We start from the raw sequence: 14,850 nt of genomic DNA on the forward strand, positions 1-14,850 counted from the left end.
CGGCCCACGCACCCCCTGGCAGGAGGAAATGAGCCTTGTCGCTTGCGGAGCTGGAGAGCAGATCCTGCACAACGAGCAGCGAAAGTTTGTCGAGTACGCTGACGTCGGAATCGCTGATTGAGCCTTCCGGATCACCGCCCAGAACATACAGCGACTTAACTTCGCCACCCTGGACTTGTTTCAGCAGCGTCGAGAATGGAATGACTTCGCCCTGGAAGTGCTTGAGTACGGCTTCCACCCCGAGTCGGTTCGGACACTTCTCAGCCCGGATCGTGAACTTGGCGGGAGAGACAGCGTTGCCGTGGACGTCCTTTGGATAGTGGTCGTCTTCGCCTACGACTCGGACCGGACCGAGCGTCAAACGAGCGTTCGGATGCTGCTGTCGGGCGAACTTGGCGAGCAGGTAAGCCTCTTCGACAGTCGCCCAGGGAGAGATGGAAACTGCGAAAACTTCTGACTTCTTGGTGGCCAGACTGGCGATCGTGGACTGAAGTGCGGACAGCACTTGATCCCAGTCGTTCGAGACGGTCTTTCCGCCAGAACGATGTTCTGGTGTCGACAGGCGACGATCGGAATGGATGTACTTCCATCCAAACCGTCCTTCGTCACACATGAAGCTGCCTTGAGCCTTGGGATTTTCACGTGGCTTCAAGCGGTAGAGGACATCGTCGTTTTGATCGACGGTGATGCTGCAACCCGTGCTGCAGTTAGGACAGACGCTGTTCTTGGATTTCAGCCACCAGACGCGTTGCTGGTAGAGGAAGTCCTTGCTGCACAGAGCCCCGACCGGACAGAGGTCGACAACGTTTCCTGCGAGTTTGTTGTTACACGGTTCGCCCGGGAAGATATCGATCTCTTCATGCGTGCCGCGGCTGATGACCTGCATTTCGGCCGTTCCGCTGATCTCGCGGGTAAACCGAACGCAGCGGGTGCACATGATGCAGCGATCGGTGAACAGCGTGATCTGATCGCCGATATAGTCCTTGTCCGGCTTAATGTTCTTTGGTTCCTGCAGACGGCTGTAGCCACGCCCGTAGGTGTAGCTGTAGTCCTGCAGACCGCATTCGCCAGCCTGATCACAGACAGGGCAGTCGAGCGGGTGGTTCAGCAGCAGGTACTCCAGCGTCGCCTTCTGTGCAGCGAGCACCTTTTCGCTGTTCGAGACGATGACGGTGCCGTCTTTGACCGGAGTTTGGCAGCCGGGCGAGAGTTTAGGCTGCATGACGATGGTGCCGTCAGGCTTTTTCTCTCCGACTTCCACCAGACACATGCGGCAACTGGCCACGACGGAAAGGTCATGGTGCCAGCAGTAACTCGGAATGGTATCCCCTGCCCGCTCAGCCGCTTGAATGCAGTTAAGCTTCTCGGAAGAGCCAATCTCGACAGGCTTATTATTGACGATGACGGTAGGCATGGGAAATTAGTAGATTATCGCTAGTGTTAGGAAACTCTGTCGCGTCGAACCGACCATTTCACGACTCAATGCACTGCCATCAGTGCTTCTGCTGACTTCACCGTCTTGAGGCCCGAGTTGATGTAGTCTTCAAACTCGCCTCTAAACTTCTTGATTGCGTTCTTGATTGGCCATGCGGCACCGTCGGAAAGACCACAGATTGTGGTTCCGGGAATGATCCCCATCGACGAAGCCACTTCGGTCAGGAGATCCAAGTCGCGGATCTGCCCTTCGCCCATACGAATACGGGTTAGAATCTTGTGCATCCAGGCAGTCCCTTCGCGGCACGGCGTACATTGTCCGCACGATTCGTGAGCGAAGAACCGGGCACAGTTGAAGAGCACATCGACCATACTTGTCTGATCATCAATGACCGTGACAGCTGCTGTACCAAGACCGAGACAGCCGGCTTTTCCGGGCCCGTTGAAGTCCAGTGGCAGGTCAAGTTCGTCGGCAGTCATGAAGCCCATGCTGATGCCGCCCGGAACAACGGCCTTCACTTTGCGACCCTTCCAGACACCACCACCTTGCTCTTCAATCAACTGGCGTGAGGTGACGCCCATCGGTAGTTCGTAACACCCCGGTTTGTTGATGTGGCCGCTGATACAGTAGAGCTTCGGACCATAGCTTCCTGCATCGCGAGGGTTATTGGGGTCTGGCGGAACACCCATGCTTTTGAACCACTCGGCGCCACGGTCGAGGATCTGTTTCACACAGGCCATCGTCTCGATGTTGTTAACAATGGTGGGTTTACGGAACAAACCTTCGATTGCAGGGAATGGGGGTTTGATGCGTGGCCAGGCACGCTTCCCCTCGAGGCTTTCGATCAGTCCCGTTTCTTCCCCGCAAATATAGGCTGCAGCACCCCTGTGCAGAACGACATCGAGGTCAAAGCCGGTGCCGTGAATGTTCTTGCCGAACAAGCCAGCGGCATAACACTCTTCAATTGCCTTCTTAAGAGCGCGGTAGCTGCGTCCGTACTCGTAACGCAGATAGATGTAAGCCTTGTTTGAACGAATCGCATGGCAACTGATGGCGATCCCTTCAAGGACCTGATGCGGATCCATTTCCATCAGGATTCGGTTGTTAAACGTGGCCGGTTCCGATTCATCGCCATTGATGGCGAGATAAATGGGACCTTGATGATCCTTGGGCAGAAACGTCCACTTCAGTCCGGTGGGAAAGCCTGCCCCACCACGACCGCGGAGTCCAGAGTCTTTCACCAGATTGATGACGTCGACAGGCGCCATTCCGAGGGCCTTCTTGAAGCCTTCGTATCCGCCGTCTTTCCGGTAGGTTTCGAGCGACTGGCTGTCGGGCTTGCCAATCCGCGCCAGCAGTGTTGGTTCAAAAGTAGCCATGGTGTTTTAAAGGGATTTCCAATCGGGGAACGATGTTGAATTACGATTGCTGCATCGGTTGATCAACTCGATGGATCACCCATTTCTTTATTTAGAGGGACTTCAAAAGTTCATCCGCCTTCTCTGGCGTGATGTTCATGTGAGCTTCGTCGTCGACCAAGATGCACGGGGCACCGTCACACGCACCGAGGCACTCGGCGAATTCCATTGTGACCTTGCCGTCCGCAGAGGTTTCGCCTGGGTGAACGTGCAGCTTCTCGCACATGTGTTGCAGCAGTTCTTCGCCACCTCGCAGCATGCAGCTGATGCTGCGGCAGACCCACACTCGGTGCTTCCCCAGCTTGTGCTTTTCGTCTTTGAAGAACTGATAGAACGTCATCGTGTCGTGGACTTCGGCAGGACGAAGTTCCAGCAGTTCGGCGATCTCGCGAACGGCTTCAATCGAAACGTGTCGCTCTGCATCCTGCACCAGGTGCAGGGCTGGCAGCACAACGGCTCGCTTATTCGGATAGTTGGGAAACAGCGCCCGAATCTGGTTTCGCAGTTCCTCGCTCAACACTCCCATCGTTTCTCTCATTTCGCGAATAAGTGACTTCAGACAAAGCCTGCAACCAGTCCGCTTTTACAGGGGACACCGGCTCGGTTGCTTGATCACGGCTTATCAGGCTCGTAAGTCGGCTCGTAACAAAACATCGTTATAAGTCACCGCACTGGCAGCACGGTGGTGACTGCCGGACCGGGTTCGGGGTTACCGATCCAGTTCAGCAGCGATGATATTCAGGCTACCCAATACCGCAACGACATCACTGAGCTGATGGTTCTTGATGATGTGCGGGAAGGTTGCAAAGTGGATGTAGCTGGGTGGTCGTGTCCGTGCGCGATAGGAACGAGGACTGCCATCGCCAACAATGTAATAACCGAGTTCACCGTTCGGCGATTCGGTCGCTGCGTAGATTTCTTCCTTCGGAGTTGGAAACCCGCGGTTGGGCATCATGACTTCGAAGTGCTGGATCAGGCCTTCGATACTTCGATAGACCGCTGGTTTCGCCGGGATGACAGCCTTGCTTCCGGCGTCGACGTTGACCGGTCCTTCAGGGATGTTCTCGATGCACTGCTCGATGATCTTGATGCTTTCGAGCATTTCCTGCATGCGGACGAGATAACGTGCGTAGCAATCGCCGTCTTTCGAGGCGATAACCTTGAAGTCGAGGTCAGGGTACGCCAGATACGGTTCGTCCTTACGTAAGTCACGCAGGACGCCGCTGGCTCGGGCGAGTGGACCGGTGACGCCCATGTTGATGGCATCTTCGGTGCTCAGGTAACCGATTCCTTTGACTCGCTCGATGAAAATGCGGTTGCGGGTCAGCAGCCGATGGACTTCGTCGTGAACCGCTGCGAAGCCCTTGACGAAGCTGCGAACCTTGTCGACCCAGGCATTATTGACGTCGAAAGCGACGCCACCCACTCGGGTATAGCTCGTGTGGAAGCGCTGGCCCGAGGCAGTTTCGACAATGTCGTAGATCAGTTCGCGCTGACGGAAGAAGTAAAGGAACGCTGTGAAACCACCCAGGTCCAGCGCACAGGTGCCGGTGTTCAGCAGGTGGTCCTGAATTCGCATTAATTCGGCGAGGATCGTTCGCAGATACTTACACCGAGGAGTCAGTTCGATTCCGAGCAGCTTCTCGACAGCGTGGTGCCACGAAATCTCATTGTGAAGCGGAGAAATGTAATTCATCCGGTCCACAATGGTGACGTACTGATTGAAATCGAGATGCTCACCGAGTTTTTCAAACCCGGAGTGGAGATATCCAATGTGTGGCACCGCGTTGACTACGGTCTCACCATCCAGCGTCAGTACCAGACGGAGGGTGGTGTGCGTAGCAGGATGTTGAGGTCCGAAGTTGAGTGTCCAGAGATACTCTTTATCGGGGGCATCCAATTCAGCGAGATCAGAAACTTCAAAAGGCATGATCGTCTCTTGGACGGTTGTTGGAAATCAGACACGCAACAAAGATGCGGCCGTCAGCTTTCGGCGCGAGTGATCACAGGGAAGTTGTGACGCTCGCCGCGGCCTTTCAGCGGGTAGTCTTTTCGCAGCGGATAAGCCGTGAATTCGTCCGGGGTCAGAATTCGCCGCAAATCGGGGTGGCCCGAGAACCGGATTCCGAACATGTCATAAACTTCACGTTCCAGCCAGTCGGCCGATTTCCACAGGGAATAGACCGATGGAAGCAGCGGCTCGGGATCATTCACGTGCGTCTTCAGGATCAGACGTTCGCCCGTTTTCGTGTTGACGAGGACATAGACCACGCCGAACCGGTCTTTCGCTCCCTCGTACTCGAGGTAGTCGACGGCGGTGATCTCTGACAGCATGTCGAAGTGCTGCTCGTTTTTCAGAAAAGCCAGGATTTCAAACAGCTTTCCTGCTGGAACGACCACGCGTCGATTGTCACGAAACTGACTGAAAGTCAGTTCATCGCCGGGATATGTTGCCTTCAAGGCCTCTTCAGCAGACATTGTTTGTCAACCAGACTGAATAAGTGGATCAAGGTTTCAAGACACGGTCAAAAGGCTCTGTGAGAAGCCATTCAGCGGCAGCCCCTGTGGGTCGCCGCGGTGTCATTCAACTTCAGTTCAACGCAACAAGTTTTTCGTTCGCTTCGCGGATGCGAATGAGTTCATCCAGATCGAATGGAGCGGGACCTGTTGGCTGGGTTCGTTTGCCAAACTCAGTTCCGTTCAGGGTGCCCCCGTTCTTGATTTTGTCCTGCAAGGCGATGATGCCTGCCATCAATTGCTCAGGACGGGGAGGACAGCCGGGAACGTAAAGATCGACGGGAATGAAGCGGTCGACGCCTTGCACCACGGCATAGGTGTCGAACACACCGCCGGTGCAGGCGCAAGCGCCCATGCTGATGCACCACTTGGGTTCGGGCATCTGCAGCCAGATACGCTGGAGCACGGGAAGCATCTTCATGGCGACGCGTCCTGCGACGATCATGAGATCGCACTGACGTGGACTGAATCGCATGACTTCGGCACCGAACCGGGCGAGGTCGAAGCGGGAAGATGCCGTTGCCATCAGTTCAATACCACAGCAGGCGGTGGCAAACGGCATTGGCCAGAGACTGTTGGATCGGGCCCAACTTGCTGCCGCATCCAGACTTGTCATAAAGACATTGTCGGGAACGTCTTTCATCGCCATTTGAAGACCCCTTTTCGCCATGCGTAGACGTACGCAATTGCGAGTGTCGACATAAAGACCAGCATGACACCGAACACAGTGCCTCGCAATTCGACAGGAACGCCTACGGGATTAGCGCCTGTCGAGTCGTCGAGGTAACCCGCAACGGCCCATGGGTACAAAAACAAGAGTTCCACGTCAAACACGAGGAACAGAATGGCGACCAGATAAAACTTGACGTCAAAAGGCTGACGTGCATCGCCGACTGGATCCATCCCCGACTCGTACGGCATCTGTTTTACAGCCGTTTTCTTGCGAGGGCCGACGATGTGGATGATGGTCAGGTTCGTGATGACGAACCCCACCAAAACCCCGACGAACAGCAGTATCGGATACGAACTTTCCATGCGTTGCAGCCTTGGTCCTTCGTAAAATGGCTTCCCATAAGGGAAGAGGTTCCACTATGCGGCGGTCGAAATGCAAGATTCGCGCCACATGAGTCGGGTCGATTCGGGATTCTAGGACCGGCCCCGGTAAACTGCAACGCAATCTTTCGCAGGAAACGGGAACCAGCCGCTTTCTTCAGGGAGAATTGGTCTGAGCACGGACCAGTGGATTGAGAAACCACGTTCCTGGGCCGATCGGATCCGCTTCCGGTAAAGGATATTCCTCCCCTGTGAGTTCTTTTAATGCCCACCGCCTTGCGAGTGAAATGGCATCGTTAGAATTCCCTTTTTCGAGAAGGTTCCGAAATTCCGGCGCGTACTCTTGGGCTTTCATCCGCCCCAGCGACACGATGCTCAATTGTTTGATCAGAATGAACTCTGGAGGCATCGTCCCTTCGTCGTTCACGCGATCGATGAGCAGCTCGGCCACGGTGGGATCCGGCGTTCCCGTGTGTAACTTGCCCAAGGCCCAGATCGCCGCTCCTCGCGAACGCTCACCCATGGCTCCGACTTTGGGGATGTACCCGATCATGTCCCGCTCGGCCTGTTTGACCTGCATTTTTCCGCACGCCTCCAGGAGGTGGGCGACTTGCTGATCGAGCCCCGCGGGATAGACGTTCTTGCGCGCGATGGTCTGTCTGCGAATCTTATCCACGATGGCGGAAGCCGTCGCAGGGTCGGCAATCTTGCGTAAGGCCCAGGCGGAACTCACCATCACCTCGCGCCGCTCTGATTCCAGCAGTTCGACGAATCGAGTTGAGGCAGGCTGGTGTTCGAGGGACCCGAGTAACAAGCCGGATTGTTCCTGTCCCTGCCACTGATCACGCTGCGCGATGGCCATGGATGTAGATCGAATCGTTTCGTCAAGCGCGGGATCCTGGGCCAGTCGGAGTAGCTCCGTAGACACATGCTGCCGAATTCCCGGATGAAGGTCATTCAGCAGCTCTGCCAGCGCGGGGATTCGGTCGGTCGTCGGCAGCTTGATGTAGGCAATGGCCCCCTGCATCCGGACATTGGCGTCCAGATTTTTCATCGCCCCCTCGGCGAGTGGCAGCACCAGATGAGAGTCGATCTGGTTGAGTCGCTCGAGGGCGGCCGCTGCGAGTGTGGGTTCCTGTTCGGTTGCGAGCTCCAGCAGTGACTTGATTGCGGCTTCACTGGAGTGACGCTGGAGCAGATGGATGGCGCAGCGGCGATTAATAATCGGGGACTTCCGTTTCTCTGCCTGAAGCAACTGCGCGTCGGACTCAAGGCCGGTTTCCGCCAGTGCACCGGCCGCAGCCGCAGCCGCGAGACGAATATCGGGAGATCGAGCGACATCAAGAGCGATGTTTCTAAGCGTTGGCAGGGCGCTCACTTCCTGAACTCGGGCGAGGCCTCGGACCGCCAGCAGCAGTTCGCGACGATGCTGCTTGTTCGATGCGTCCAGTCGTTCCTTCCAGACAGTGCGAATCGGTTCGAAATCCCAGTCCGCCAGCGCAGGCTCAACGAGTTGCCGCAGATCGGATCCCCCCTTCTGGGACCATTCCAGCAGCTTGCTGGCGGAATCGCGTGAATCAAGCGTGATCAAAGCTCGGGCCGCGGCATAGCGAGCTGCGGGATGCGTTGATTCGGTTGTGAGAATGGTTTCGAGAGTAGGAATCGCCTGGAGCAGGTCTGGTACTCCCTTTTTGTGCGCAAGCGAGATCGATTCGGCGGCCATCCGCTGATAGTCCGTCTCGGGCCGCTTCAGAACTTCAAACCACAACTGAAGGTGCTTCGGCATCGGCTGGACCGGGGCCGGCGGCAGCGGTCGGCAATCGGGGTCTGAGTCCATCAGGAAATCAGGCACGATTTCAGCGCAGGCCGTCGACACGATTGCGATGGTGAAGACGATTACGAAGGTGAAGATACGATACAACATGGCAAATCGTCTCTTGTCAGTTAACAGCATTCTTGATTCCGTCCGGTGCAGACATCGAGGTGTAAAGAGGGGCGTGAACTCGTCAGGCCCCCCGCTCTGCCGCTATGAAAACACCAGACACAGGCAGCTTCGGCGCAATGGCCCTGCGTTACTTTGGCCGCGAGATTCGATACGTCTGCATCAGCAGAACGGCCAGCGAAAGGACTGAGCCAATCCCCAGAATCCACCAGTTTGCAGGGATCAATGAATAGTTTTGAAATCCGGGCATCCGTATGACGGACAGAGCTGCTGCGATCGGGTTGACCGTCAGTGCCGTTTCAACAGTTTTGTGGCCGAATGGAGCATCTCTGCCCAGCCACACGAGCAGCGGCAGCGCGCAAATCGACAGCAGGAGGCCATAAGCTCCGGCCGTGGCGGGGGCTGTCTGGGAGAAGAGGCTGCCAACAGCGGCACTTAACAACATGGCGAACACCGCTGTGGCAGCGAGGCAAACCACGACTCGGGTGACCTGTTGACTCATTCCCGGTTCGATGTAAACCATGATCAGATAGCCGGGCAATGTTGCGCACAGGATCAACATCAGCGGCAGCAGAACGCTGAGCAACTTGCCCCAGACGATCCGCGTGATGGACATGGGGGTTGCCTGCAGGAGTTGCCAGCCCCGGCTTTCGCGTTCGCTGCTCAACAGACCAGCGGACATACTGGGAGTGACGAGTACGACCAGGGCCACCTGCATCACAACCATGATGCCACCGATGGTTTCCACGCCCCAGTTGAAAGTTCCCGCTGTGGTCGCGTAGGTGAGGGCGAGAGACAGGACGGCACAGAATGCGACGAGACGCAACAGCCAGTGCAGTCTGCCAAAGCGACGGCAACGGAATTCCTTCATCATGACGGGATTCACAAGCCCGGAAATGCCTTTGGAACGGCGCTGTGGATCCACCAGAAAGAAGAGTCGACGGAAGTACTGGACCGCGCCGGGCTGATCATCGCTGATCGTTCCTGCGGCCCGCGCCTTGTCGAAGATGGTGTGATTCAGTCGAGACATCGTCCAGATCGATGCCACCACCGAGATGATCAGTGAGGCGATCGTGAACTGCCCGAGCAGGTCTTTGTGCGACAGCAATCCCTGACTGCCTAAGTCACCCGCTCCTGTCAGTGAGAGCATCACTGCAAACGGAGAGAGGCTGCGCAGTACTTCACCGAGATCTGCCAGTGTCCCATTGGTTCCCTGAAAGAAATAATGAGGACCAAGCGTCAGAATGCACAGACACAGGACGACACCGTAGGTGATCCGGACAGCGGAATCGATCGAACTGGCGTAACTGCTGACCAGCAGGCCCAGCACTGCGTACTGAACGGCGACCAGCACCAGTAGCTGATAGACTTTGCCAATGTCGTTGTAGAGAGACAGTCCCCCCATGGCGTAGCAGGCACTCGCGGCTGGAAGACTCATCACGAGGATGATTCCTGCGAAGGCGAGCACCGCTGCCAGCTTCCCGAAGAAGATTCGAGCCGGGCCGAGGGGTGTATTGAGCAGCAGCGCGAGCGTTCCCTGAATCTTTTCGCGGATGATGCTGGTTGCGGGAAAGACGGGCAGCAGTAGCAGCAGCGTCGCCAGCAGGCCGTAAGCAAATAGCTGAAAGACCTGCTGGGATCGGCTTCCCGACAGGGCGACCCGTGCATCCGTGGGCCACCGCAGCGCGACGAGGACGGCGAAGAGGATGACCAGCCCGCATTGCAGTGTCATCATTCGTCGGCGACGCAGCAGTGTCGTGAGTTCTCGTAACACCATCGCTTTAAGCATGAACGGGACCTCCCGCTTTCACTGGCTTGGACGCAACGGCCACAGGGGGGCGTGTAAAGGACATGAAGGCTTCTTCCAGGTCTGTCTGCACTTCGCGGAACTGTGTGACCCGGATCCCCGATTGAACCAGTTGCGCCAGGACCGAACTGAGTTCGGCCTCCGGTAGTGCTGTGCGGAAGCGGACCGTAGCTTCGGCGGGGGATTCAACAACATCAGCACCGGGCTCGATGGCTTGCCGGATGATGTTGCCCGCTTGCGGCACCTGTTCTGCCGAGACGAGTTGAGATTCGATGGTCCGTTGCTGGCTGACCTGGCGTCCAATTTCCGCAACAGTTCCAAAGGCACGCAGGGTTCCGTGCGTCATGATGGCGACGCGATCACAAATGCGTGTCAGCTCGGGAAGAATGTGGCTGGTCACCATCAAAGTCTTCCCCTGACGTGCGAGTTGAATCAGCAAATCTCGCATCTCGATACGAGCCTGGGGATCAAGGCCGTTGACGGGTTCGTCGAGGATCAGAACCTTGGGATCGTGCAGCAGCGTGCGGGCGAGACCGACACGCTGTTGCATCCCGTGGCTCAGACTTTCGACAAAGCGATCCTTCATATACTCGGTTCCGGTTGTCGCCATGACCTCGTTAATTCGTTTTGACCGAGGCCCGGGCGCGATTCCGAACGCGGCCCCGAAGAAGTCCAGGTATTCCCGCACACGCATGTTGTCGTAAGAGCCGAACTTGTCAGGCATATACCCCACGAGACGCTTGATTTTGGCTGACTCACGGACGCAGTCGACACCGGCAATGCTGGCTGTTCCCGATGTCGGTCGAATCAGACCGACGAGAATCTTGATCGCGGTCGTCTTTCCCGCCCCGTTGGGGCCAATCAGACCAAGGATCTGTCCCGCGTTCAGTGTCAGGGTCAGGTCATTCAGTGCTCTGAACGAACCGTACTCTTTCGTCAGGTTCCGCAGTTCTACAACGGGGGTGTCATTTGCTGTTTCGGACGGTGGATTCGATTTCATGTGTTCAATCCTTCGCGACTTGTTCTGTTGCTTTGACCCAAAGCTGAAGCGTCATTGATTCGATTCGCCAGTAATTGACTTTTGAGCTTGGGTCAAAGGCGTTATCTCCCAATGATTTCTTCCCCCCTGCTGCATCCCCGACCGCTTCTTTACGGCGGGTGTCTCCTGCGATGAGGCCCAGAGTCAGTTCTCCGTCCTCAGCAATTTTCAGGATGTCCGTGTCCGTTACATCAATCGCCAATTCTCCGACAGGGTCATTGACTGCCTGGACTGAGGTCACCTGGCCGTCCTTCAATCCCAGAATTTCAATACGCCCCACGGGACCTGAGACTCGGAAATCGATTCGAGCGCGACTGGCTTGAAGTGGCAGCAGTTCTTTCGGGACCTGAATTTTCAGCCAGCTCGTGCCCGGTTGGGCTCGTTCCTGCCACTCCTGCTGTGTGTAGCTCCACATCGTCGATGCGGGAGTTCCGTCCGGGTGGGTCCGGTTGTGCATCGAGAGGAACGGCGAAGGAATAAGGAACTCGGTCCCCTCTTCGGGGCGTTCCAGAATCAACGGGATTGCCACCAGAGTTGCGCCACGGGAGTGGAGATTTTCGCCAAAGCGAATCGAGGGAGCCCATTCGTCAGACCAGAACATCAGTTGCGGGCGATTCGGGTAGTCTTTGCGTTTCGGGTTCGCGAGAAGTTTTTCGAACGTTCTGCGATGTCGATCCTGTTCATCGCTGATGAGGTCGGCGCTCAGGAACTGATTGCTTTTGAAGACGGCTTCCGCTGGTGCGGAAAAGGTTCCACTGGAATTCAGTGTCACACCGAGCCGGCCTTCATGAGTGGCGATCAGTGGGTCGGTACCGGGTTTCAAGATTCCCGTATATTTTCCTGTGACACCGCTGGCATCAAAGGTCGCGCGGGCTTCCAGTCGCTGAGGCACCGTTTCTGACCGGAGGAATGGTGCCGTTCGAAGGCCGGCGGGTTGAGGCAGGTTTTCCCAATGCCACGTTCCGAGATCTGTTGAAACCATCCGGCGGGCGGACCCTTCCAGGCCAGCCATGTCGGGCATGAACTGCCCCCCCTTGTTCACCTCAATGCGCTCTGTGCTCCCCTCGGGATGGAAGGCTCCAATGATTCCTTCCAGTACGACTTCATCAGTTCCGGGAACGGCTCGGGCCAGTTGCAACGAGGAAACCGTGGGGGGAATCGCGTGTCGGTATGTGCGGCCAATCGAGATCAAGAGGATGCTGGCCAGGATGGCGAATAGCGACCCGATCCAGCCGAGGTGCTCGAGTTGACCTGTCTTGAGCAGCGCCAGGCTGCTTCCGACGAGCAGGACGGAAAATCCAAACAGAATTCCGACGACCAGATTCCAGGACGGAATGGTGTAACCAACGTATTCCCTCATCTGTGGCTCTACGTTGGCGGGGGGAAGCAGGTCCGCCTCACGCCGGCTGAAAAAGTCCGCCGCGATGTCGTACATCGGCGCCGTCGGGACAAATTCGGTCTGGTAGAGCGGGTCAGCGGACTGTTTCTCTGTCTCCGGTCGCGGGACGATCCAGCCCCGTGCTCCTAGCGTCGTGATAAACACGCGCCCCTCACCGCACGGTCTCGACATCGCGGCAGGCCAGCCGTTGACTGCATGGGTGACATCGAGATTGGAAGCGTCCATCCGGACAAAATCGACCGGTTCTTCGAACTGACGTGTTTCCCCGACGACCCCCTGGAGATCTGCGAGCGTCGGCAGCTTATCGACGCGAACCGATGTCAGACCAACCCGGTCAATGACGGCCCCGGCAAAGTCGTCGCCGAGGATCCGCTCAAGAACAACGGGATCGACCTTATCGAGCATAACCCAGAGTCGACCGCCCGAGTTAACCCACGCCCGCAGTGCAGACAGTGCGGCAAAGTCATCGGTAATTCGATTGTCGACAATGACCATCTGATCGAAACCATCCAGCCCACCGATGTCACCCGGGAGAAAGGTGTCGAGCATCAGGACATAGCCATTGGGCAATTGTTGCGAGACGCGACTGGCCCGGATCAGATCGGAAATCGCCTTGGAGGGGATTTCTTCCGCACCGGTGCTTGTTCCGATGACTCCCGTGTTACGAGTGGCGTGCGTGACATTAAGGACGCCGTCGTGCAGATTCTGCCCTGACTGATTTTTGAGGAACACCTCGTCTTTGGATGACGCATCCAGGACCAGTGTATGCAAGCTGACTGCTCGCCCTTTGGCAGGATCCGTCTTGGGGATCACGACCGGATGAGAAATGCTGAGCGTCGACTTGGCGGGGACCCAGACCCGTCTGGAATACTGCAATGTCGGCTGCTCATCGAAGTAGGTCGCACAGACCAGTTCTCGCGGTTCGTTGCGGGAGTTAACGAGGTTGATGTGCAGTTCGCTCCATTTCTCGGGAACGAAAATGTAACTGCCGCCGGTAGAAACCCAGGCGATCGAAAAGCGGAAATCGTTTCCTGATTCGTCTTCTGACTGTTCCTGTCGCGCCGGAGTCGTCGTTTCGGCCTCTGTTTGCGCACGAACGAATCCGGGTGGAAAAAACGCAATCAGGACGAGCAGGTTCGCGAGTCTCAATCGAACGACGGGTGACTTGTGCCACGAAAGATTCTGCATGGGAAATTGACTTCAGGATGGGGCGACCAGGTTTGCCAGGGTCGGGTTCGAGGCGATTGTTCGGACGACCCTGTTTGAGCTGAGACGGTCACCGTCGGCAATGGGATTGGTAGCTCAAGCGGCTGATGGGACGTGCGTTGCAGTTCCGATCGGCGGACTCGAGGGACGCTGGTGCCCACTTGGTCACGGGGCCGGCAGGGAAGATCGCAGAGTGAATGTCGTCAGGGCGAACGTCGCGGCCGCAGCACTGCGTGAGACCCGGTTTCGAGCACTTACGTACATGGTCGTCTGGTCCCGTAGGAAGAGGGAACGAAGACTGCCACTCGCGCAGGGGCAAGGTGCAGTTCAATCGATTTGAAGTTCAACGGATTCGTGAATGTTGTTGTGAAGGCTGAAAGTGACCTGATGGAGGATACTGTTCTGCCCCAACTTCCGCCACGCAGGCGGTCTTTGAGGCCGTCAGGAGGTGTTGAGATTGGTAATTAAGGAAGAACCCGAATTCGCAGGACGAATCTCTGCATGTTACCTAAAGGTTCGTATATATCCCATGTTACGCTCGATTGGAAAGATGTTCCGCATTTGTCGGCGGTAAAGTCGGGTACAGCTTAACTGACTGTTATATGCGCTATAACCCGAGCGCAAAATGACGCAACTCCCTTGTGAAATACAGGCTTGTGTTTCTCAAGAGCAGCCGCTCTTCCCGCCGATTCAACTGCCAGACCCGCTCAGAACGACAACCCTGCAAGCAGGATGAAACGATCGCAGCGTGGGCTGTGAAAGCTGCTCAGTCGGTTTTCGACTGAAGCGTCTGATGAATGAGAAGAGACCGTGATGGACCGTGATTGAGACGACTGAGTTCGGTTTTTTGAGAGCCGACAGAACTGCGACGCGCGTCGCGGGCGGATTGCAGACTCCGGGGATAGCGGAGTGCCGCCTGGGGTTCCTAGGCTCGCCAACTCAGTCGGGGATGAGTCAATGAAGACTCATTCATTTTGGGATTCCCAAGGGAAGGAGACGTTGTTCTATGCGATGGATCAAGTTCTGTGGTGCTG

11 protein-coding genes are annotated in these 14,850 nt (G+C 56.5%); all 11 read right to left on the reverse strand.

Annotation, left to right across the window (positions count from 1 at the left end; genetic code table 11):
* A partial coding sequence (locus VGE80_RS22250; RefSeq protein ID WP_440594175.1) for a 2Fe-2S iron-sulfur cluster-binding protein occupies positions 1 to 1,414 on the reverse strand: 1,414 nt, incomplete at its 3' end.
* A gap of 65 nt (positions 1,415 to 1,479) precedes the next feature.
* Complete coding sequence (gene nuoF, locus VGE80_RS22255; protein WP_373649773.1) at positions 1,480 to 2,814, reverse strand: NADH-quinone oxidoreductase subunit NuoF; 1,335 nt, start codon at positions 2,812 to 2,814, stop codon at positions 1,480 to 1,482.
* Between the two features lie 91 nt (positions 2,815 to 2,905).
* On the reverse strand, positions 2,906 to 3,379 hold the full coding sequence (locus tag VGE80_RS22260) for an NADH-quinone oxidoreductase subunit NuoE family protein (RefSeq protein ID WP_373649774.1): 474 nt from the start codon (positions 3,377 to 3,379) through the stop codon (positions 2,906 to 2,908).
* 183 nt (positions 3,380 to 3,562) lie between these two features.
* Positions 3,563 to 4,783 (reverse strand): NADH dehydrogenase (quinone) subunit D, encoded by a 1,221-nt coding sequence (gene nuoD / locus VGE80_RS22265; protein WP_373649775.1) that lies wholly within the window; start codon positions 4,781 to 4,783, stop codon positions 3,563 to 3,565.
* A gap of 53 nt (positions 4,784 to 4,836) precedes the next feature.
* A complete protein-coding gene (locus VGE80_RS22270; protein WP_373649776.1) occupies positions 4,837 to 5,331 on the reverse strand; it encodes an NADH-quinone oxidoreductase subunit C in 495 nt (164 codons plus the stop codon).
* 112 nt (positions 5,332 to 5,443) lie between these two features.
* Positions 5,444 to 6,019 (reverse strand): NADH-quinone oxidoreductase subunit B, encoded by a 576-nt coding sequence (locus VGE80_RS22275; RefSeq protein WP_373649777.1) that lies wholly within the window; start codon positions 6,017 to 6,019, stop codon positions 5,444 to 5,446.
* On the reverse strand, positions 6,010 to 6,405 hold the full coding sequence (locus VGE80_RS22280) for an NADH-quinone oxidoreductase subunit A (protein ID WP_373649778.1): 396 nt from the start codon (positions 6,403 to 6,405) through the stop codon (positions 6,010 to 6,012). The genes VGE80_RS22275 and VGE80_RS22280 overlap by 10 nt, the downstream gene beginning before the upstream one ends.
* 175 nt (positions 6,406 to 6,580) lie before the next feature.
* The gene (locus tag VGE80_RS22285) at positions 6,581 to 8,377 is read right to left on the reverse strand and encodes a HEAT repeat domain-containing protein (protein WP_440594176.1); all 1,797 of its coding nucleotides are present in this window, start codon (positions 8,375 to 8,377) and stop codon (positions 6,581 to 6,583) included.
* 118 nt (positions 8,378 to 8,495) lie between these two features.
* Complete coding sequence (locus tag VGE80_RS22290) at positions 8,496 to 10,154, reverse strand: ABC transporter permease (RefSeq protein ID WP_373649780.1); 1,659 nt, start codon at positions 10,152 to 10,154, stop codon at positions 8,496 to 8,498.
* Positions 10,147 to 11,172, reverse strand: a complete 1,026-nt coding sequence (locus tag VGE80_RS22295) for an ABC transporter ATP-binding protein (protein WP_373649781.1) — start codon at positions 11,170 to 11,172, stop codon at positions 10,147 to 10,149. Before VGE80_RS22295 ends, VGE80_RS22290 begins: the two co-directional genes overlap by 8 nt.
* A 4-nt stretch (positions 11,173 to 11,176) precedes the next feature.
* Entirely contained in the window at positions 11,177 to 13,798 is a 2,622-nt protein-coding gene (locus VGE80_RS22300) for a hypothetical protein (RefSeq protein ID WP_440594177.1), read from the reverse strand.
* Positions 13,799 to 14,850 lie beyond the last annotated feature (1,052 nt).

Origin of the sequence: Schlesneria sp., from assembly GCF_036405755.1 — a bacterium.
GTDB classification, from domain to species: Bacteria; Planctomycetota; Planctomycetia; order Planctomycetales; family Planctomycetaceae; genus Schlesneria; species Schlesneria sphaerica.